Consider the following 20,343-nt stretch of genomic DNA (forward strand, 5'->3'; position numbering starts at 1 on the left):
GTCGCGGCGTCGAGGCCTTGCCCGCTGGCCCGAGGTGCACTACGCGGATGAGTAGCGGGGTCATTTTCGGGCGACATGCTCTTGAAGGACCGGCTGCCCCTCCGCCAGTCCGAATCGAGCGTTGAAGAGCTCTCGAACGACATTGAGCGAAGAGCTCACACGTGGGCCACCATTGGTCCGATCGTTCTACTGTTCGGGTTGGTGTTGATCGGGATCGCGATCGCGATCGCCCACTGTCACCATCGGACGCAGTGATCGGCGATCGCAGCGGCCATCTCCACGCTCGCGGCGAACCACAGGACCGCGCCAGGATGTGGGCTCAGGGATCTCATAAGCATTTCGCCCGATTTCGCCTCGTGCCAGCCCGTGTCATGCTGACTCCGTGGTCAGACGGATCAACGCGCATCTCGTCGGGCGGGCGATGGAACTCGAACTCCTCGACGATGCGTTGCAGGGTGCCCGACGCGGTCAGGCCCGGGTGCTGATCCTCAGCGGCGACGCAGGCGTGGGGAAGACCCGCTTGCTGCAGGAATTCGCCGAGCGCGCCCGAGCCGCGTCGATGGTTGCCCGTGGGCGCTGCATAGAACAGAGCGAGGGGGGTCTTACATATGCGCCCGTCGTCGGGATCCTTCGCGACATCGTGCGACAGCGCGGGGTGGAGCACGTGAGGGCGCTGCTGGATCCAGCGACGGCGGCGGCCCTCTCGCTGCTGGCCCCCACGCTCTTCGAAGGGATTGAGCGCGAGCCATCCCGTGTTCAGCTGTTCGAGGCTGTGCTGTCGTTGGTCGATGCGCTCGCGGTGGAGCAGCCGGTCGTGCTCCTCGTCGAGGACATGCATTGGTCGGACCCTGCCACCCGAGATCTGCTGCTCTTTCTCGCGTCGAACCTCGAGGGCTCGGGTGCAGTTCTCGTGATTACGCTCCGCGATACCGGCTCGAGTTCAGAGATGACGGGATGGCGTGTCGCATTGGCTCGGCTTGGATACGCCTCGGGCATCCGCGTCCCGCCATTCACGATGGATCAGACCGGCGAGCAACTGGAGGCGATACTCGGCGCCCGCCCCTCGCCGGGCGTGCTTCGAGCGGTGCACGAGCGTTCCGGTGGGATCCCGCTCTTCTCTGAAATGCTGATCAGCTCCGAGGGTGCGATGTCTGAGGCGGTGTCCGGAGATCTGCGTGAATTCATCATCGCGGACGTACGCCAGATGCCGTATCCCACTCAGGAGCTCGTGCACGCTGCCGCAGTAGGTGGAACCTCCGTTGACGCCGACCTGCTCGCGGCGGTCGCTGGCATTGATGCCACTGAGGTAGCCCGCCGGATCCGCGCCGCCGTCGAGCGGGGCATCCTCACCGCTGACGAGCGCGCATATCGATTCAGGCACGAGTTGCTCCGCGAAGCCGTCCGTGATGGTGAACTGCTGCCCGGTGAGCGCGCGTCACTGCACCGCGCCTACGCCGTGGCGATGGAGTCGAACCCGGACTGGGATCCCGAACGCGGCCGCGATGGCCGGATCGCGCTGCACTGGAAAGGTGCGCTGGACCATGAGCGGGCGCTTTGCAGCAGTTGGAACGTCGCCCGCCGTGCGCACGCAGCCGGGGCATTCGTCGAAGAGCTCAGGATGACTGAGCAAGTGCTCTCCGTATGGGACCGCGTACCCGATCCGACCGCCTCGATCCACGCTGATCGCAGTGAGGTGCTGGAGGCGGCCGTCGATGCGGCATGCTGGGCTGCTCAATCGGAGCGAGGCCTGGCTCTCGCCGAGGCGGCGCTCGAACTGCTCGATCGCAACGACGTTTCCGGCCCGCAGCGCGCACGCATGCTCGTACAACGCGCGAGTCTCAGGCAGCAACTCATGCTGCCGGGTCACATCGACGACCTCGCCGAAGCGAGCAGCATCGACGACGTCGAGTCCGTCGGCCGAGCCGGCATCCTCGGACAGTTGGCGCGTGCGCAACTTGGTGCCGGCGATGCCGACGCTGCAGCCCAAACCGCAACAGAACTGCGTGTCTTGGCGAGCACATTGAACGATCTCCCGGCCCGGCTCGAGTCGCGTGCGACGGATACGCTCATCGGCTCCGCCGGCGCCGGCGCCGCGGCGCTGGAAGAGGTCATCGCTGAGGCGGCCGCGCGTGGACTCGGCTGGGTCGAGGCGCTCGGATGGATGTGCGCCGTCACCATCGCCGTTCGCGACGGCGCGTACCTCCATGCCATCCGGCTCGGCCGGCGCGCCACACCGCGGCTACGGGAGCTGGGGCTTATCGAGTACTCAGGTGCCGCCGTCTCATCCCGCCTCGCCGACGCGCAGCTCGCGCACGGCCAACTGGACAGCGCACTCGACACAATCCGTGAGGCTATGGCGCTGGATCCCGCGCCGAACGGGCGGGCGGAACTGCTGCTCGCCGAGGCAGAGGTGAACCTCGCGGCGATGAACACGCAACTCACCGATCGCGCGCTCACCGAATACGACGCGCTCGTGGCCGGGCGTGTGCCCGTTCGCGCGCTCGAGCTTCGCCGAGCGGCCCTCGGGCCGAAGCTCGGGAGGATCCGCGACGATCGCCGCATCCCCGGCGTTGCGCCGCATGGCCTCACTGCCCGTGAGATCGAGGTGCTGACGCTCGTCGCCGAGGGGCTCAGCAATAAGGAGATCGCATCGCAGCTCTTCATTTCCACCAAGACCGCAAGCGTGCACGTCTCGAACATCCTCCGGAAGCTGGATGTCCCCGCTCGAGGCGCGGCCGTGGCGCTTGCATACCGTGAGGCGATCATCGACGCGCCCACCGCACAGCCTGTCGACGACTAAGGCACAATCCCTATTCAACTCGCCGTGTCTTACGGCGAGGCTCCAGGTATGTCGAACATCACCGCTGCTACGCCTCGCTCGGAGCTCGAAGCGGTCGAGCTCAACCGGGCTACGATCGCCGCATACGAGCAGTATGCACGCAACTATGCGCTGCTCATCGGGTCTGAGCCCAGTCCCGAGTGGGCGCTCGCAATGCGCCGGCTCGATCGGATCGCACCTCCGGGCAGCATGCTCGAGGTCGGATCGGGAACGGGATGTGATGCGGACTACCTCGAGGACGTACTGGGGCGCCGGGTACGCCGCACCGACGCGACCGCGGCGTTCCGGCGAATCCAAGCTGAGCGCGGACGGGCCGTCGATGCGCTGAACGTGATGACCGATCCGCTCGGTGGTCCGTACGCTGCAGTGGTCGCGCTGTGCGTGCTGATCCATATTCCGCACGATTCACTGCCCAGGGTGCTTCGTCGCATTCACCATTCGCTCCTACCCTCCGGAGTGGCCCTTATCTCGATGCGTGAGGGCAAGGACATCGAACATGACGGACCGTGGTACACGGCCCTCTGGCGTGAATCCGAACTGCTTCCCGTCCTTCTGGGCGCGGGTTTCCTCATCGAGACCCGGTCCTTGCACATCGACTCCGCCGCAGAGGCCTGGCTCACCTACGTGCTCGTCAAGGCGGCGTGAGATGTCACGACGCGGCTGGCTGATACTGCTGGCGCTCGGTGCCATCTGGGGCATGCCCTACCTACTGATCAAGATCGCTCTCGTCGACTTCGATCCGATGCTCATCGCATTCGGCCGCACGCTGACGGGAGCACTGGTGCTGGCCCCGTTCGCCCTCGGGCGGAGCCCGTTGCGCGCTGTGATCTCGCGTTGGCCTGCCGTGCTTGCGTTCACCCTGGTCGAGATCAGCGGCCCGTGGCTACTGCTCGGCCATGCCGAGACGCTGGTCAGCAGTTCGACGGCCGCACTGTTCATCGCCGTGGTGCCGATCCTTACCACCGCCATTGCGGCAGGAACCCAGCGGGACCGGATCACGCCAGTCCGTGCACTCGGCCTCGGTGTCGGATTTCTGGGGGTGGCGGTGCTCACGGGTTTCGACCTCGCCGTGACGAGCCCGTGGGCGCTCGGCGCCCTTGCGCTCACCGCACTGGGGTACGCAATCGGCCCCATGATCATGTCCCGCTACCTGAGTGGAGTGCCCCGGATCACGGTGGTCGCCGCGTCACTGCTGCTCGCGGCGGCCGTGTACGCACCGTTCGTCCCCGGCAATCTCCCGGTCCGGTTCGAGGTCCAATCGGTGGTTGCGATGATCGTGCTCGGCGTGATCTGCTCGGCGCTCGGCTTCGCGCTCTTCTTCGACCTGGTCGCCGAGGTGGGGCCGGCCCGCTCAACGCTGATCACGTACCTCAACCCCGCGGTCGCGATCCTCCTCGGCGTCGCAATCCTCGGTGAACCCCTCAGTCCGGGCATCGCGCTGGGCATGCCGATGATCCTCGCCGGTTCCCTTCTGGCCTCCCGACGACCCGGGCCTGCCCTCGATCCACCCCGCCCCCAAGTCGTGACCTCGGTCACAGGAAGGGAAACGCGATGAACACGCGAATGATCCGCACGAACGACGTGGACCTCTGCGTCGAGACGTTCGGCTCCCCCGACGACCCCGCCGTGCTGCTGATCCATGGCGCGGGAGCATCGATGATCTACTGGCAGGCCGAGTTCTGTCACGGCCTCGCAGCACGCGGGCGCTACGTGATCCGCTATGACCACCGCGACACCGGCGAATCCACCGCCTTCCCAGTCGGCCGACCCGGATACTCGCTCCACGACCTGGCGGACGACGCGCTGGGCATCCTCGACGATCTGGGCATCGCGGACGCCCATCTCGTCGGCAGGTCGATGGCGGGCGCAATCGTCGCAACTCTTGCCGTAGAACATCCGGATCGTGTCGCCACGGTCACGTTCGCCGGCACCACCACGGGTGATCCCGAACTGCCGCCGATGACCGAAGGCTTCCTTTCAGCTGCACCGACACCCTCCGCTGCACATGACACCGGGGCGATCGTAGAGTTCCTCGTCGACCTGGGCCGTCGTTACACCGGCACCTCGCCGTACTTCGACGAGGCCGCAGCACGGGAACTGGCCATCCAGGACGTCGCGCGCACACCGAATCCGCTCACGGCGTTGACAAACCATTTCGTCATGGAGATCGACGGAATCCGTCGTGAAAATCTGCGCGACATCGTCGCCCCAGCTTTGGTGATCCACGGCGACCTCGATCCCGTCTTCCCGCTCGAGCACGGCATCGCCCTGGCTGATGCAGTCCCTGGCGCTCGACTGATGGTGCTGCCCCGCGTCGGCCACGCCATCCCGTTCGAACTGTGGCCGGATGTGATGGACGCTCTGGTGGAGCACACCGCCAGGCGCAACCCACATGCTGTCGTGCCCGTCCCAGCCGTCCCAGCCGTTCTCCGCCGCGGCGACCCGGGCTACGACGAGGCGCGCACTGTTTGGAACGACATGATCGATCACCGTCCGCTCATGGTTATGCAAGCACGCTCGGTAGCCGATGTTCAGACGGCCGTGCGCCTCGCGCGCGACTCGGAGCTCACGGTCGGGATCCGCGGCGGCGGCCACAACGTGGTCGGCTACGCGGTGCCCGAGAACGGACTGATGATCGACCTCCGCGAACTGGATCGGGTAACCGTCGACCCGCTGCGGCGACGTGCGTTCGTACAGGGCGGTGCGCTGCTGGGTACGCTCGATCGAGCCGCCCAGGTGCACGGTTTCGCGACCACGGCGGGCAACGTCTCGCACACCGGCGTCGGCGGCCTCACCCTTGGTGGCGGAATGGGATGGCTGGCTCGGCAGTTCGGGCTGACGTGCGACAACGTGAGGTCATACGAACTCGTGACCGCCGACGGCGAGATCATCAGGGCGACCGCCGAGACCCATCCCGAATTGTTCTGGGCGCTGAAGGGTGGCGGCGGCAATTTCGGCGTCGTCACTGAGTTCGAGTTCAACCTGCACCCGGTCGCACCGCAGACCCTGATCGTCGAGGCGGACTTCGGGTTCGAGGCGGCGGACGCGGTGCTGCGACGGTGGAGGGACCTGAGCGTGGACGCACCCCGCCGTGCAACGTTCACCGCCGACCTCTCGACCGACGGGGTAACCGTCGGGTTCGTATGGATTGGCGAGCCCGCCGACGCCGCCGAGCTGGCGCACAGCATCTCGAGGCTCGGGCGCGCAACCGCACAACGGCACGAGGAGATGACCTACCTCGCACTGCAGACCCGGCTTGATGTGATCGGAGGCCATGCCAAGCGCCGATACACGAAGAACCAGTTCATCCGGGACCTCTCCGATGACGCGATCGCCGCCGTCCTGGAGGCCTCGCGTGTGCCCGGCGCGCCGGCGGCAGGCATGCAGGCGTACGGTGGGGCGATTCGTGACATCGTCGATGAGGCAACCGCGTTCAGCCACCGTGACACCCAGTTCGACTTCAACACCGGCTTCGCGTGGACTGATCCGGCTGAAGATGAGGCACGCATTACGGCGGCACGGGAGCATGCCGCGGTTGTCGCGCCCTATGTCAGCGGCGTCTACGGCAACTCTTCGGGAGAGTCCGACTCGGGGGTGACGAGTCGGGTGTTCGACCACCCCACCATTGAGAAGTTGCGGCGGGTGAAGGCGCAGTACGACCCCGAGAACCTCTTCCGGCATAACGTCAACATCCCGCCTGCCGAGTGATCATGACCCGTACTTCGGGCGCCGCCATATGGACATCGACTCTCCTCCTCATCGCAATCGTCCTGGTGTTTGCGACGATCAGGGCTCTTACCGACATATCGCTCATCGTGACGCAAACGTGTCTGGAGGACCGCAGCTTCGAGCAGCGGTATGTGGCATACCCGTGGCTCGCGTACCTGCACGTCCTGCCCGGCGCCTTCTACCTCGCGGTCCGAAAAGACAACGCGCGGGTGCACCGACGCTGGATGATTCGCGCTTTCGCTGTCGGGCTCGGCGTCGGGACGATCCGGGTTTGGGTCGGACTCCTTGGCGGAAAGCGTCCTGCCGATCGATCAGAGCTTCGCGATGGCGTTCTGGCTCAGGCTTTCGATGCACGTCGTCGTCGGCGAACTCTGGCTGTGGCGACACCCGAAGGACGATGGTCTGCCCAAGCGCCTGGCCGTTACCCACTAGCACGGGTCTTCTGCACGGGATCAAACGCGGCGGGTCGAGTGCGCTCGAGCGCCCCTCGTAGTGCCAGCACGACAGCAAGCACTCTCAGAGAAATGCCTGATCAGTTGGTCATTGTAGGGCCGGACGGGACTTAAACCCGTGACCGATGGATCTCCACGGCCTGGAGGCGCCATCTCGGGATGGGCCGGGATACCTCGAACAATCTCGACGTGATCAGGAATTCCTTGCCGTGATCGTCGCTGTCGATTCTTGATGCTACCCGATGTGCTCGGCCGTTCTCGGGGCATCTCGGGTCAAGAGTGCTGGATAAACGTGTGCGTCTCAAATCGCTGCGATCGGAGATCTGGACGGTCGGATTGGTGGACGGCCCTCTCGCAGCGGCGGCTATCGTGCCGCGAAGCCCTCGAGCGCAAGGTCGAAGTCCTTGCTCGCCGCAACGGCGTCGAACGATCCCTCCTGAAAGAGCAGCTTGAAGTAGACGGGGGCGTAAATCCGCTCCGCGATCTCGTCTGATTCACGATCGCCGCGGATGGACCCCTCTGCGATGGCGCGCTCGATCAGGACGTTCACGGCGTCCCGCCGCGGTCTCCAGAAGTGCTTCTTGAATTCGTCGAGCGTCGCGGGGTCATATTGGCTCTCGGCGATGAGCTGTGCCATCAGACGACCCTCGTGCCCGGCGTACAGCGCGGTGAGGGCGATGACGTGCTCGCGTAGCGCCTCGATCGCGGGAAGATCTTGGCGCACCGGAGTCGCGAGTATGTGGTTCTCGAGAAACGTATCGATGATCACTGCGGCCTTGCTCGGCCACCAGCGATAGATCGTCGTCTTGCTGACGCCGGCTTCGCGCGCGATGCGCTCGATCGAGAGTTGCTGCACGGACATGGAACCGGCTTCGCGATCGTCGAGCAACTTCATGGTCGCCTGAAGGATCGCCTGCCTGCTGTGCTCGCTACGAATCGCCACGGCTCGACTCTAGGGCTTCGTTGGTGTGATACGAAACGTTCACGATGGCGTGTTCATCGGCGAGAACCGGCTTGCCGACGAGATGGCCGACTCTGATCGCCGCGAAGCTCGCGTACTCCTCGAGGAGCGCCGGATCGTCGACGGCACCCAGGTCGGCGACTTCGTCCAACGGAACGCCCTGGACGAGTCGCTTGACCGGAACCTCGAGCTTCTTCCCCGTCTTCGTGTGTGGGATGCCCCGCATCACGACGATCTCGTCGGGCAGGTAGCGGGCGGAGAGGTTCGCGCGGATCGACTGCTCGATGGCCGCCTTGGCATGCTCCTCGTCGACGCCCTCGGCGAGCTTCACGAAGAGGGGCATGTAGTACTCGGTTCCGAGCTCCGCGCCCACGACCATCGCCTCGCCGACCTCGGGAAGCGCCTCCACGGCCGCGTAGAGGTCGGCTGACCCGAGACGGATTCCATTGCGGTTGAGCGTCGAGTCCGACCGCCCGTGAATCAGGATGCCTTCCGGCAAGAACTCGATGAAGTCACCGTGACGCCAGACCCCTGGGAACGTCTCGAAATAGCTCGCCCGGTAGCGGGATCGGTCGTCGTCGCCCCAGAAGCGGAGCGGCATCGATGGCATCGGATCGGCCACGATGAGTTCACCGCGGCCGAGCGTCGGGCTCCCCTGCTCGTCCCACGACTCGACGCGCACCCCGAGCGCCGGCGCCTGGATGCATCCGGCGCGAACCGGGAGCGTCGGAACGCCGCCGACGAAGATGGATGCGATGTCGGTGCCGCCGCTCTGCGAGGTGAGCCACACGTCGCCGACGCAGCGGTAGACCCACCTGAAGCCGTCGCTCGAGAGCGGCGAGCCGGTGACGGTGATGACCCGCAACCCGGAGAGATCATGGTCGCGCCCAGGTTCGAGCCCCGCTTTGGAGCATCCGTGTATGAACCCGGCGCCGACGCCGAGCACGGCGACCCGTTCGTCCGAGGCAATCTGCCAGACCCGGTCGAGCGACGGGAAGGCCGGGTTGCCGTCGACGAGCACCGCGGTCGCGCCCAGTCCCAGCGCGGCCACGAGCCCGTTCCAGACGACCCAGCTCGTCGACGCTACGGTGAGGACGCGATCGCCCGGGCGGATGTCGTCGTGGATGCTGCAGAGTTTCAACTCCTCGAGCAGGGCGCCACCGTGCCCGTGCACGATGCCCTTGGGGATGCCGGTGGTGCCAGAGGAGAACAGCACCCAGAGCGGATGACTGAACTCCACGTCCGCGATGTCCAGCTCGGCCGGGGTCGCCGTCACGGTCGCCCAATCGACCGACGGAACGGCGAGCGGGATCGGAGCGGCATCGGTGTGTGCGGTGACCCACACGACCGCCTGCACCGTTGGGAGCGACTGCAAGACCTCCGCCAGCTCGTCGCGGCGGTCGCGGTCGCGACCGGCGAGACGGTACCCCGGGGCGGCGATGACCACCTTCGGGTCGAGCTGGCGGAAACGGGAGACGATCGCGCCAGGGCCGAACTCCGGCGCGCACACCGACCAGACCGCGCCGATCGATGCGGTGGCGAGCAGCGCGACGACGGCCTCGGCGACGTTCGGCAGGATGGCGACGACACGGTCGCCGACACCCACGCCGATCGATCTGAGATGCGCCGCGAACGCGGCTACTTGTTCACGGAGTTCCTCGAACGTGACCTCCGTGCGCGCGCCGTGCTCGGCGATCGCGATCAGCGCGAGGCCGTCGTGGCCCTCGAGCAGGTGGCGCGCGTAGTTGACGGTGCGTCCGGGGAACCAGCGGGTGTCCGGCATCGGATCGCCGGTGCGCACCGGACCGGGTTCGCCGCCAAGCCGCACCCCGACGAACTCCACCCAGTTCGACCAGAACTGTTCGGGCTCGTCGACCGACCACTGCCACAGCGCGTCGTACTCGTCCCCGACGTGAACGCCCCGGCTGTGAACGAACTTCGCGAACCTCGCGACGTTCGTCGTCGCCTGCCCCTCGGGTTCGAGCATCCAGAGGATGTCGCCGTCAGCGGCATCCGGATCGACGATCATGGCTGCTCCGCACCCACGGAGAGCTCCCGCCGCTTCGCCGCGATACGGTCGGCAGAGATCGGCTCAGTTCCGATGAGGACGAACGCGACCCGGGCAATGCGGTCGGTGCGGTTCGACCAGGCGTGACTCGTCGCGCGCTGGATGGCGACGTCACCGGCCTTGAGCGTTGCTTCACCCTCGTCGACGAGCAGGGTGATCTCGCCCTCGAGCACGATCGCGTAGTCGAGGGAGTCGGTTCGGTGGAACCAGAAGTGCTTGCCGCCGGAGTGCCTGGCACCGTCGGCGGCCTCGGCCTTGCTGTCGATCTCGTCGAAGATCGTGTCCTGGGCGTCCTTCGGGTAGACCGCGTCGGGTGGGAACTCCGCGATGCGGAACACCGTCTCGCCGGCGGCGGGGAAGGTCGGCACGGGCGAACCCGGCCCGACCGGGTCGTGGTCGGTGACGTGGTCGATCGGGTTCGAGCTCAGCCATGGAACGGATGCGCCGAAGCCCGGGATGGTGGGCGAGGCGAAGGTGTTGGGCGCGACGTCGTCGGTGAGGATGATCGCGCGGCCGAGGTCGTCATGACCTGTGACGACGCGGCGGATCTGCGGTCCGTTCGTCATGATCAGGCCGCTTCCTCGAACGGGAACGGGCGAGGGGTGGGCCACCAGGTGGGGGTCTCCTTCTCGGTGGCGACGGGCGAGCGCAGCACGCCGACCTTCTCGAGTTCGAGCTCGAGCACGTCGCCGGGCTGCAGGAACTTCCGCAGCTCCGCGCCGGCGCCGAACGCCATGGTTCCCGAGCCGATGAGGTCGCCGGGCTGCAGCCCATCGAACTGGGAGACGTACGACACCGTCTCCTCGGGGGTCCAGATGAAGTCGTCGACCTTCGTGTCCGACCAGACCTCGCCGTTGACGCGCACCTGGCCGGTGAGGCCGATCACCGACTGGATCTCATCGAGCGTGACGATCCACGGCCCGATGCCGTACGCGAAGTCCTTCGAGTGCTGCGCGCCCATGCCGATGGGGCTCTCGAGCACCTGCACGTCGCGGAGGCTCCAGTCGTTGAAGATGGTGATGCCGAACACGTGGCCGAATGCGTCCTCGGGGGTGACGTTGCGGCCGGGCTTTCCGATGATGTAGCCGATCTCGAGTTCGTAGTCGAGCTGCTCGGTGATGCTCGGATACGGGATGGTCTCGTTCGTGCCGTAGATGGTCGCCGTCGACCCCTTGAAGAACCCGGGCCGCTCGTAGACGGCTCGGGCGGGCGTCGTCTTCATGACCTCGCCGAAAAAGTTCTTGATGTGCCCGTTGAAGGTGAGGCTGTCGCGGATGACGGGCGGCTTGATGGCCGCCCGGAAGTCCGCTTCGGCGAGCGACGACGAAGCGTCGTCGGCCGCCACGAGCGCGCGGTCCGCGGCGTCGAGGAAGAAGTCACCGGTCGAGACCGCCTGCGTCATATCCCGGAAGGTCGCGTGGGCGAGCTGACGAGACCCGTCCACCGTCGCGCCGCCCCGCTGCAGTGCGAGCGCGTAGGCCCGCTTGAGGTCGATGACCCGATCGTTCTCCGGTTCGACGGCGACGACTCGGATCTCCTCGCCGTCGGGCCCAGCGACGGCAACACGTCCCAGCTTCATTGGTGGCTCCTCCTGTGGACGAGGCAGGTGCCGCGTCCGATCTAAAGTATACGATACGAACAGTATCGAATCCCGGGCGCCGCCGCAACCCAATCGTGGGTCCCGCCGGTCACATGATGGCGCTCGCGCCGCCGTCCACGACGAGGTTGGCTCCCGTCACCCACGCCGCCTCGTCGGACGCGAGGTACAAGCCGGCATACGACACCGCCATCGGGTCGCCGGGCGCCCCGGTGATCGTCCGCTCGACGATCGGCGCGACAGGAGCGCGTTCGCCGAGCTCGGCGTACATGGCGACGATCGGGGGTGTCGCCATGACACCCGGGCTCACGCTGTTGACCCGGATGCCGACCGCGATCCCCTCGGCCGCCAGCTGCCGGGTCAGCGCGATCACCGCGCCCTTCGCCGCAGCGTGGGCGGCCTGCGGCAGTGCCCGAGCGCCGAGCAGTCCCGCGCCCGAACCGATGTTGACGATCGCCCCGTGCGACTGCGCAAGATGGGGCCACGCCACCTGGCAGGCTCGCCACACCAGGTCCAGCTCGTTGTTCATCGTGAAGACGTAGTCCTCGTCGCGCATGTCGGCGAAAGGGGCGAACCGAGGCAGACTGGCGTTGTTGTAGAGCACGTCGATCCGTCCGTGCCGCGCGACCGCGTCCTCGACCCAGCGCTCCACGTCCGCCCGGCTGCTGAGGTCGACCGGGGCGACAGCCTCGATGGGGTGACCCTCGTCGACCGACATTCGCTCGGTCTCCGCCGCCGTCTCCGCGTTGAGGTCGCAGCCGACCACGGTCGCGCCCTCGCGTGCGAAGAGCAGCGCCGTCGTCCTCCCCATGCCGCTGCCGATCCCCGTCAGCAGCACGACCTTCCCATCGAGTCGTCCAGTCATCTCCACGCTCCATTTCGTCGTCGAATCGTCTCCGCCGGCCATGGAACCGCGGCGCGGCGGCATCCGTTGGCCTTCGTGCACGCAGCGCACAGATCTGTGCACCGACTGCACCCTTCGAGCACCGCACACAACCGATCGCGTATCACGGGGATACGGAGTAACCCCGCAATCAGCTCGAAGGAGAGATGAGGAGCCATGTCAGACACCACCCAGACCACTCGGCCGACCCCGCCAGGAGTGACCGAGGCCGACCTGGACGTCGCGCTCGCGGCGTTCGCCGCGGCCATCGGCAACGAGAAGGTCGCGACCGATGCCGAGACGCTGGCCGAGTTCCAGGACCCGTACCAGGTCCCCGGCGCGGCGATGAACCTCCCTTCGGCGGTGGTGAGCCCCACCTCCGTTGACGACGTCCAGGCGATCGTGCGCCTGGCGAACGAGCACCGCATCCCGCTCTGGCCGATCGGTCGCGGCAAGAACAACGGCTACGGCGGCGCTGCGCCGCAGGTGCGCGGAACCGTCATGCTCTCGTTCAAGGAGATGAACCGAGTCCTCGAGATCAACGAGGAGCTCGGCTACGCCATGGTCGAGCCTGGCGTGAGCTGGTTCGACCTGCACGACGCCATCGAAGCCGGCGGTCACGACCTCGTCGCCTCGATCGTCGACATCGGCTGGGGCGGCGTGATCTCGAACACGCTCGAGCACGGCCTCACCTACATGCCGTACTCGATCGACCAGGCCTCGCACTGCGGCTTCGAGGTCGTGCTGCCGAACGGCGACCTCATGCGCACTGGATCGGGCGGCATGGACGACAACCCGACGTGGCCGCTGTACAAGCGCGGACTCGGGCCGACCTCGACCGAGATGTTCATGCAGTCCAACTTCGGCATCGTCACCAAGATGGGCTACTGGCTCATGCCGAAGCCCGAGGTCTACATGCCGCTCTGGCTGCGCGTATGGGATGACTCGCAGATGCCCGCCGTCGTCGACGCGCTGCGCGAGCTCATGCTCGCCGGCACCATCGACATGCGCCCCCAGCTGTCGAACACGCTGATCATGGCCTCGATGCTCACCTCGCGTGCGGAGTGGTACGACGGCACCGGGCCGATGCCCGAGGAGATCATCGACAAGATCGCCACGGAGCTCGGCCTCGGCCGCTGGATGATGCGCTTCGCCCTGTACGGCGACGAGGCCGTCGTCGACCACAACTACGAGAAGCTCCGCGCTCGCTTCCTGCAGATCCCGAGCGTCGACCTCGTCGGCGAGAAGCACGGCGCGGATGCCTGGGAGACCCTCCCGAACCCGCACGAGCGCGTGCAGATCGGCGTTCCGAGCCTCGATCTCTACAAGATGGCCGGGTGGTCGGGCGGTGACGAGGGCGGTCACGTCGACTTCTCGCCGGTGGTCCCGCTCACGGCGAAGCACACGCTGGCAGCGCAGAAGCTGATGACGGAGATGTGCGCCGAGGCCGGCCTCGACTACCTCGGCGGGATGCTCCCGATCAACGCCCGGTCGACCACGTTCATCAACGTGATCCCCTTCGACACGAAGAACCCGGAGCAGGTCGAGAAGGCGTACGACGCGGCGAAGCGGATGGTGGCCAAGGCCGGGAAGCTCGGCTACGGCGAGTACCGTGCGCACCTGTCGTTCATGGACCTGGCGGCCGACCAGTTCGGCTTCAACGACCACGCCCAGCGCCGGTTCAACGAGACGATCAAGGACACGCTGGACCCGAACGGGATCATCGCACCCGGCAAGTCGGGCATCTGGGGTTCGCGGCTCCGCAGCGAGGGCTACCCGCTGGCGTAGCGCGGAAGGTCGACAAGAGGCCCTCGTCCGGGATGTCCCGGACGAGGGCCTCTTCACGCACATGGCACGGGGCGCTCAGGCCGCAAGGCTCCTCCGCACGTCGCGTGGCGACATCCCGTACGCCTCGCGGAAGGCGCGGCTGAAACTGGCGGGGTCGCGGTAGCCCGATCGCAGGGCGACGGCCGCGACCGAGGCCTCGAGCGAGGTCTCCAGCTCCTGGCGGGCGCGCTCCATGCGCTGCTCGCGGATCCAGGACGCGACGCTCGTGCCCGACGCCGTGAACAGCTTGTGCACGTAGCGGGTGGACACGAAGTGGGCCCGCGCGAGCTCCCCCGGGCCGAGGTCGGGGTCATCGAGGTTCTCGAGCAGGTACCGGCGCATCTGCGCCAGCAGCGCGGTGGAACGGGATGCCGGTGGGGTCGCCTCGTCGCCCTCGAACGCGCGCAGCATGGTGAGGAGCATCTCGGCGGCGGTGTCACCCTCGACCCCGCTGAGTCCCCCGGCGTCCGCCGCGCGGGCCAGGCCGGCCACGAACGGCCCGGCCAGGTGCGCGAACGGCGCTCCCCCGCCGGCGACCCTCATCGCCGCACGCCGGGCGTAGACGTCAGCCCGAGCTCCGAGGAACCACTTCGGCAGTGCGAGGGCCAGCAGCTCGAAGCCTGTATCGGCCTGGAATGCCGAGGGCCGCGAGGTGTCCTGCCATCCGATGTCGCCGGCTCTCAGCACGGTGGAACGATCATCCTGCTCGATGCGGCAGGACCCCTCGCGCACCAGGTACAACAGGATGCTCTCAGGATCCCCGGCCGCCACCGCGGCCGTCGTGCGCATGACGCGATGGGGAACCCCCCGCATCGACCGCACCGTGATCGGACCGACCTGTCCCCCGGTGAGCCGTCCCTCGAAGGGGCCGGCACCGATGGTGCCGAAGCTGATGGGGAAGAAGTGCTCGGCGATCCCCGCCGACCAGTACTCTGGGCGCTCCGAGAGCGGCACTACGCGAGTGTCCAGAAGCGTCGTCATGAGTTCTCCAACCGGAGCCGGCGAAGGGGCGGATCATCGACGACCCGCCCCTTCAAGGTTACTCGGCCGACTGCGGCCCGAGCTCCGGGTTCGCGAAGAACTCCGCGAGCTGCTCGTCGGTGTAGTACACGCCCTCGGGAGCGAGGTCGGTTCCATCCGCCTCTGACCATGACGCGTCCACGATGTCGGTGAGGTTCGACGCATCGACGGGATACGGCTCCCAGACCACCTGATTCACCTTCGGGCCGGCGCCGGCCAGCGTCTTGAGTCCGATCTGCACGGCAGCCTGAGCCATGGCGATCGGCGGCGTCGCCGAGCCGAAGTACGGGTAGTCCTCGTTCGCGCCTGCGAATGCGGCCATGCCCTGCGAGCCGCCGATGTCGCTGATCGGCGGGACGGGCTGACCGGCCTGCACGAACGCGTCGCGGATCGCCCAGCCCATGGTGCCCGCCTGCAGCACGGCGTCGACGCCGGCCGGGTTCGTGGCGAGGAACTGGACGACGGCCTGCTGCGCGAGCGGCGGCTGGAAGAGCCCCTGCACCTCGCCGGCGATCGTGACGTCCGGGCAGAGCTCGAGCGCCTTCGCCGTCCCGTCCTCCCAGAAGAGCTGGTTCGGGATGCCGGGCACGCCGTCGACCTCGAGGACGCGACCGCTTCCGCCGATGGCGTCCATGATTCCGGCGGCGGACCTCATCGCCTGGAGGTTGGCGTTGTAGGTGGTGTTGATCGCATGCTCGCTGTCGATCGGAACCACGACGGCGACGACCGGGATCCCCGCGTCATGCGCCTGCGCGACCAGGTCGACCGAGGGCTCGGGTGCCGCGGGGTTGTAGAAGATGATGTCGGGCTTGAGCGAGAGCGCCTGGCCGAACATCTGCATCTGCCCGGGGACATCCGTCGGGTCGTTCGGTGCGACATCCAGCACGATGTCGACGCCGGCCGCCTCGAGTGACGCGGTGAGCGTCTCCTGGTAGACCGCGATGAACGGGGCCGCCGGGGCCTGCCCGACGATGGCAGCGGTGAAGCCGTCGGCCTTCTCCGACTTCCATCCGGCCCACGCGGATTCCTTGATCTCGAAGGGGTACGCGTTGTAGCTGTCCTGGATCTCCGGGGAGAATCCGGCGAGCAGCTCGTTGGGGTCGTTCGCGCCGATCTGGGGCACGGACCCGCAGCCGTCAGCGGCGGGCTCCCCGGCTCCGGCCGACGTATCGCCCGATGGGCTGCCGGCCGTCGCGCATCCGGCGAGGCCGAGGGCCCCCACCGCCACGAGGGCGGATGCCGCGACGCCGAGCCGGCGGAAGCGTGTGTTTTTCGACATGGTGTTGCAGCTCCTCATTGAGATTGCAGGGTTGGCGAGATTGCAGGGTTGGCGCTGTGCGCAAGATACAGACTAGACACATTCGATACGGTTCGTCTAGTTTAGGATCGGAAGTGCGAGTGAAATCGCAGAACTCGATGAGGAGTGACGAAGATGACGGATGCCCCCGACGGCCTCAGGCTGTCCGGAGTGAGCAAGCGATTCGGGGCCACCCGGGCGCTCGTCGATGCGCAGCTCCGCGTACAGCCCGGGGAGATCCACACGCTGCTCGGCGAGAACGGCTCCGGCAAGAGCACGCTCGTCAAGATCATCGGCGGCGTGCACCAGCCCGACGACGGCGTCTTCCTGCTGGATGGTCGGCCCGTCGACCTCGCGAACCCTCGTCAGGCGAACCGCCGGCGTATCGCGGTGGTCTTCCAGGAGGTGCTCACCGCGGCCAGCCAGTCGGTCCTCGACAACATCTGGCTCGGCACCGACGGCGTCTTCGTCCGTCGACTCAGTCGCGCCCAGCAGCGCGCGATCGCGAAGGAGACCCTCGGCCGACTCGTCGATGGCATCGATGTCGACGCACCGGCCGGCCAGCTCTCGCTCTCCGAGCGCCAGGCCGTTTGCATCGTCCGCGCGCTCGTGCGGAATCCGCGGGTCCTCATCCTCGACGAGTCCACGGCGGCGCTCGATGTCCAGACCCGGGATCGCCTCTTCGCCGAGATGCGACGATTGGCAGGAGAGGGCGTGAGCATCCTGTTCATCTCGCACCGCATGGACGAGGTGGAGGAGATCTCCGACCACGTGACCGTGCTCCGTTCCGGGCGCACCGTCTCGACGTTCAGCCGCGAGGAGCTCTCGATCACGCGGCTCATCGCCGACATGACCGGAACCTCCGGGCACTTCGAGCGCGAGGACCACGGCCGAACGCTCGGCGACGTCACCCTGCGTGCCGACGCCGTCACGCTCGCCCCGGATGCGGCACCGATCCACTTCGAACTTCGTGCCGGTGAGCTCGTTGGTCTCGCCGGTCTGGAAGGCCACGGACAGGATGCGTTCATCAAGCGCCTGTCCGGTCTCACCCACGGCGCCGGCACGGTCACGCGCGTGGTCGATCCGGGAATCGACCTCAAGTCCGTCGACGGTGCGAAGCTCGGCGTGGCGTACCTACCGCGGGAGCGGCGCGGCGAGTCCCTCTTCGAGCAGATGTCGATCCGGGAGAACTTCGCCATTCCGACCTTCCATCAGGACCGTCGCGGGCTCCTGCTCAGCGTGAAGCGGATGACCGAACGATTCGGCGAGTTCGTACAGTCGCTCAGCATCCGGCTCGGGAACCAGAACGACCCGATCTCGAGTCTGTCCGGTGGCAGCCAGCAGAAGGTGATCTTCGCTCGCTGGCTCGCTACCGATCCCAAGGTCCTCCTGCTGAACGATCCCACCCGCGGCGTCGACATCATGACGAAGCGCGAGATCTACGCGACGCTCGAGCGCCTCTGCGCCGACGGGATGAGCGTCGTGATGCTCTCGAGCGAGGTCGATGAACTCGTCGAGTTGGTGGATCGCGTGCTCGTCTTCCGCGACCAGGAGGTCTTCGCGGAGATCCCGCGAGCGGGACTCAGCACCGAGGCCCTCGTCGCCGCCTACTTCGGCCAGCAGATCAGGAGTGCAGCATGACCCGGATCCTCCGATTCCTCCAACGGCACGCGTGGGCGTTCGCGAGCCTCCTCGCCCTCGTCCTGCTCGCCATCAACCTCCTGGTCAGCCCGAGCTTCCTCGCCCCCGACCGACTTCCGGCGACGCTCGCGACGCTCGCCCCATTCGTGCTCGTCGGCTTCGCGTCGACGCCCTCGATCCTCTCGGGAGGGATCGACATCTCCGTCGGCCCGCTGGCGACCTTCATCAACTGCCTCTTCGTCGCCGTGTTGCTTCCGTCTGGTCTGGGCGACTGGTACTCCGCCATCCCGATCCTCCTCATCGTCGCCGGCGCGATCGGAACGGTGACGGGGCTCCTCGTCACGGTCGCCAGACTCCACCCGGTCGTCGCGTCGACCGGAGTGCTCTTCATCCTCATCGGGCTCGCGACCACGATCTCGAGGGCTCCGGTCTCGGCACCGCCGAACTGGTCCGACGGGCTCGCGCAGTCATACGGCTGGATGCCCGGTGCGGCCATCACCATCGGGGTCGTGGCGCTCGCCTGGTTCCTGTTGCGCCGCACGACCTACGTCCGCAACCTGCTCGCCACGGGTGAGAGCGATGTCTCCGCGTTCGGCTCCGGCGTGAATGTCACTGCGGTCCGGATACTCGCCTATACGATCGGCGGGATCTTCGCCGGTGTCGCGGGAATCGCGCTTTCGGCGCTGCTCCAGTCGTCGCAGTCGTCCCTGGCAACCATGTATGCGCTTCTCGGGCTCGCCGCGGCAGTGCTGGGCGGCACCGCCCTCGGCGGAGGGAAGGGCGGCCTGCTCGGCACGTTCTTCGGAGCAGTCGTCATCTACCTGCTGCAGCAGTTGCTCACCGCCATCGGCGTCCAGCCGAGCCTGGTGCAGTTCGCCTACGGGCTCGTGCTCGTCGTCGGCGTCGTGTTGGGCGCCACGCTGCTCAGCCCCCGCCTGACAAGGAGCCGCGCATGACCGAGCCGACGACCGCCGCGGTGACCCAATCGCTCACCGCGCCGATGCCGTCCCCCGCTGGATGGCTCCGGTTCCGGAACTGGGCGCTCCGAACGCCGTTCATCCAGCTCATCGTGCTCATCGCACTCTCGGCGGTGCTGGTGGCGCTCGTCCCGGCGTTCATCGCCAGGCCCCAGGCGGCCATCGCGGTGCTCGTCCTCGCATCGCTGCTTGCACTCGCCGCGATGGGGCAGACCCTCGTCGTCATCCTCGGCGGACTCGATCTCGCGATCATCGGCTACGTCACCTTCGGCGCGATGATCGCATCCAACGCGACCAGCCGGCTCGGCTGGCCCGTGCCGATCGCCCTGCTCGTGGTGCTGCTCGTCTGCGGAGGCGTGGGCGCCGGCGTCGGTTGGCTGTGCCACCGGTTCCGGGTGCAGCCCCTCGTGGTGACGCTGGGCGTCGGCGTGATGCTCGCCGGCGGTTCGATGTTCCTCGCGAACGGCGACTACAACGGGCAGCCTCCGCAAGAGCTCAAGTCGCTCGCGCAGCTCTCGGGAACGACGTTCGGCCTGCCGGTTCCGCCCGTCATCCCGATCGTCATCGTGCTCGGCGTGCTGATCTGGGTCGTCCTGGCCAAGACGTCGGCCGGGCGGAAGCTCTACGCAACCGGGATCAACCCGCGTGCCGCCGAACTCACGCGGATCAACGCCACCGCCGTGTGGGCGAGCGTCTTCGCACTCTCCGGCGCGCTCGCCGGCGTCGCGGGCATGTTGATCGCCGCCTTCGGCTCGGGGTGGTCGCAGTCCATCGGCGAGCCGTACCTGTTCTCGGGGCTCGCCGCTGTGCTGGTCGGAGGCACCACCTTCGGTTCGATCAACGGCAGCTTCACGCGCACCGCGCTCGGCGCCGTCATCCTCACGGTGCTGTCGACGATCATCGTCAGCCAGGGCCTCACGGAATCCCAGAGCCGCATCGTCTACGGCCTCATCATCCTGGGCGTGGTCGCACTGTACGGCCGTGAACGGCACGTGCGCGACCGGTTCTGATTCGGAGCACCGTCAACGACGAACGCGCCGGGAGCGATCCCG

General features: G+C 67.2%; 16 protein-coding genes. 9 read left to right on the forward strand and 7 right to left on the reverse strand.

All coding sequences use genetic code 11. The annotated features are described in order from the left end of the window. Nucleotides 1-382 precede the first annotated feature (382 nt). The 5 genes from AB0K73_RS07495 (at nucleotide 383) to AB0K73_RS07515 (ending at nucleotide 7,000) form a co-directional block, all read left to right on the forward strand. Nucleotides 383-2,800 (forward strand): AAA family ATPase, encoded by a 2,418-nt coding sequence (locus AB0K73_RS07495; protein ID WP_360512215.1) that lies wholly within the window; start codon nucleotides 383-385, stop codon nucleotides 2,798-2,800. A gap of 192 nt (nucleotides 2,801-2,992) precedes the next feature. Further along, entirely contained in the window at nucleotides 2,993-3,484 is a 492-nt protein-coding gene (locus tag AB0K73_RS07500) for a methyltransferase domain-containing protein (RefSeq protein ID WP_360512217.1), read from the forward strand. A gap of 1 nt (nucleotide 3,485) precedes the next feature. Then, the gene (locus AB0K73_RS07505) at nucleotides 3,486-4,394 is read left to right on the forward strand and encodes a DMT family transporter (RefSeq protein WP_360512219.1); all 909 of its coding nucleotides are present in this window, start codon (nucleotides 3,486-3,488) and stop codon (nucleotides 4,392-4,394) included. Further along, entirely contained in the window at nucleotides 4,391-6,547 is a 2,157-nt protein-coding gene (locus AB0K73_RS07510; RefSeq protein ID WP_364775039.1) for an alpha/beta fold hydrolase, read from the forward strand. The genes AB0K73_RS07505 and AB0K73_RS07510 overlap by 4 nt, the downstream gene beginning before the upstream one ends. Before the next feature lie 306 nt (nucleotides 6,548-6,853). Further along, nucleotides 6,854-7,000 carry a hypothetical protein gene (locus tag AB0K73_RS07515; RefSeq protein ID WP_360512223.1) on the forward strand — a complete coding sequence of 49 codons (147 nt, stop codon included), beginning with the start codon at nucleotides 6,854-6,856 and terminating at the stop codon, nucleotides 6,998-7,000. A gap of 384 nt (nucleotides 7,001-7,384) precedes the next feature. On the opposite strand, the gene AB0K73_RS07520 is transcribed toward AB0K73_RS07515, so the two are convergent. The 5 genes from AB0K73_RS07520 to AB0K73_RS07540 form a co-directional block, all read right to left on the reverse strand. Beyond that, a complete protein-coding gene (locus AB0K73_RS07520) occupies nucleotides 7,385-7,963 on the reverse strand; it encodes a TetR/AcrR family transcriptional regulator (RefSeq protein WP_360512225.1) in 579 nt (192 codons plus the stop codon). Then, complete coding sequence (locus AB0K73_RS07525; RefSeq protein WP_360512228.1) at nucleotides 7,950-10,010, reverse strand: acetoacetate--CoA ligase; 2,061 nt, start codon at nucleotides 10,008-10,010, stop codon at nucleotides 7,950-7,952. Before AB0K73_RS07525 ends, AB0K73_RS07520 begins: the two co-directional genes overlap by 14 nt. Beyond that, nucleotides 10,007-10,615: a cupin domain-containing protein gene (locus AB0K73_RS07530; protein WP_360512230.1), complete on the reverse strand. Its 609-nt coding sequence runs from the start codon at nucleotides 10,613-10,615 to the stop codon at nucleotides 10,007-10,009. Before AB0K73_RS07530 ends, AB0K73_RS07525 begins: the two co-directional genes overlap by 4 nt. 2 nt (nucleotides 10,616-10,617) lie before the next feature. Further along, complete coding sequence (locus tag AB0K73_RS07535) at nucleotides 10,618-11,628, reverse strand: fumarylacetoacetate hydrolase family protein (RefSeq protein ID WP_360512232.1); 1,011 nt, start codon at nucleotides 11,626-11,628, stop codon at nucleotides 10,618-10,620. A gap of 109 nt (nucleotides 11,629-11,737) precedes the next feature. Then, the gene (locus tag AB0K73_RS07540) at nucleotides 11,738-12,511 is read right to left on the reverse strand and encodes an SDR family oxidoreductase (RefSeq protein ID WP_360512234.1); all 774 of its coding nucleotides are present in this window, start codon (nucleotides 12,509-12,511) and stop codon (nucleotides 11,738-11,740) included. Nucleotides 12,512-12,706: 195 nt separating this feature from the next. On the opposite strand from AB0K73_RS07540, the gene AB0K73_RS07545 reads away from it, so the two are divergent. Next, complete coding sequence (locus AB0K73_RS07545) at nucleotides 12,707-14,317, forward strand: FAD-binding oxidoreductase (RefSeq protein ID WP_360512237.1); 1,611 nt, start codon at nucleotides 12,707-12,709, stop codon at nucleotides 14,315-14,317. A gap of 75 nt (nucleotides 14,318-14,392) precedes the next feature. On the opposite strand, the gene AB0K73_RS07550 is transcribed toward AB0K73_RS07545, so the two are convergent. Both AB0K73_RS07550 and AB0K73_RS07555 read right to left on the reverse strand, forming a co-directional pair. Further along, complete coding sequence (locus AB0K73_RS07550) at nucleotides 14,393-15,337, reverse strand: helix-turn-helix domain-containing protein (protein WP_360512239.1); 945 nt, start codon at nucleotides 15,335-15,337, stop codon at nucleotides 14,393-14,395. Between the two features lie 58 nt (nucleotides 15,338-15,395). Continuing rightward, nucleotides 15,396-16,655, reverse strand: coding sequence for a substrate-binding domain-containing protein (locus AB0K73_RS07555; protein ID WP_360512241.1), 1,260 nt, complete (start codon nucleotides 16,653-16,655; stop codon nucleotides 15,396-15,398). Between the two features lie 153 nt (nucleotides 16,656-16,808). Here AB0K73_RS07555 and AB0K73_RS07560 point away from each other — a divergent pair, with 153 nt between their 5' ends. The 3 genes from AB0K73_RS07560 to AB0K73_RS07570 are packed head-to-tail and all read left to right on the forward strand — an operon-like array spanning nucleotide 16,809 to nucleotide 20,301. After that, entirely contained in the window at nucleotides 16,809-18,314 is a 1,506-nt protein-coding gene (locus tag AB0K73_RS07560) for a sugar ABC transporter ATP-binding protein (protein WP_360512243.1), read from the forward strand. Next, on the forward strand, nucleotides 18,311-19,270 hold the full coding sequence (locus AB0K73_RS07565; RefSeq protein ID WP_360512245.1) for an ABC transporter permease: 960 nt from the start codon (nucleotides 18,311-18,313) through the stop codon (nucleotides 19,268-19,270). Before AB0K73_RS07560 ends, AB0K73_RS07565 begins: the two co-directional genes overlap by 4 nt. Next, nucleotides 19,267-20,301: an ABC transporter permease gene (locus AB0K73_RS07570; RefSeq protein ID WP_360512247.1), complete on the forward strand. Its 1,035-nt coding sequence runs from the start codon at nucleotides 19,267-19,269 to the stop codon at nucleotides 20,299-20,301. The genes AB0K73_RS07565 and AB0K73_RS07570 overlap by 4 nt, the downstream gene beginning before the upstream one ends. The last annotated feature ends 42 nt before the right edge of the window (nucleotides 20,302-20,343 follow it).

The organism is Agromyces sp. NPDC052230, from assembly GCF_040679595.1.
GTDB lineage: Bacteria > Actinomycetota > Actinomycetes > Actinomycetales > Microbacteriaceae > Agromyces.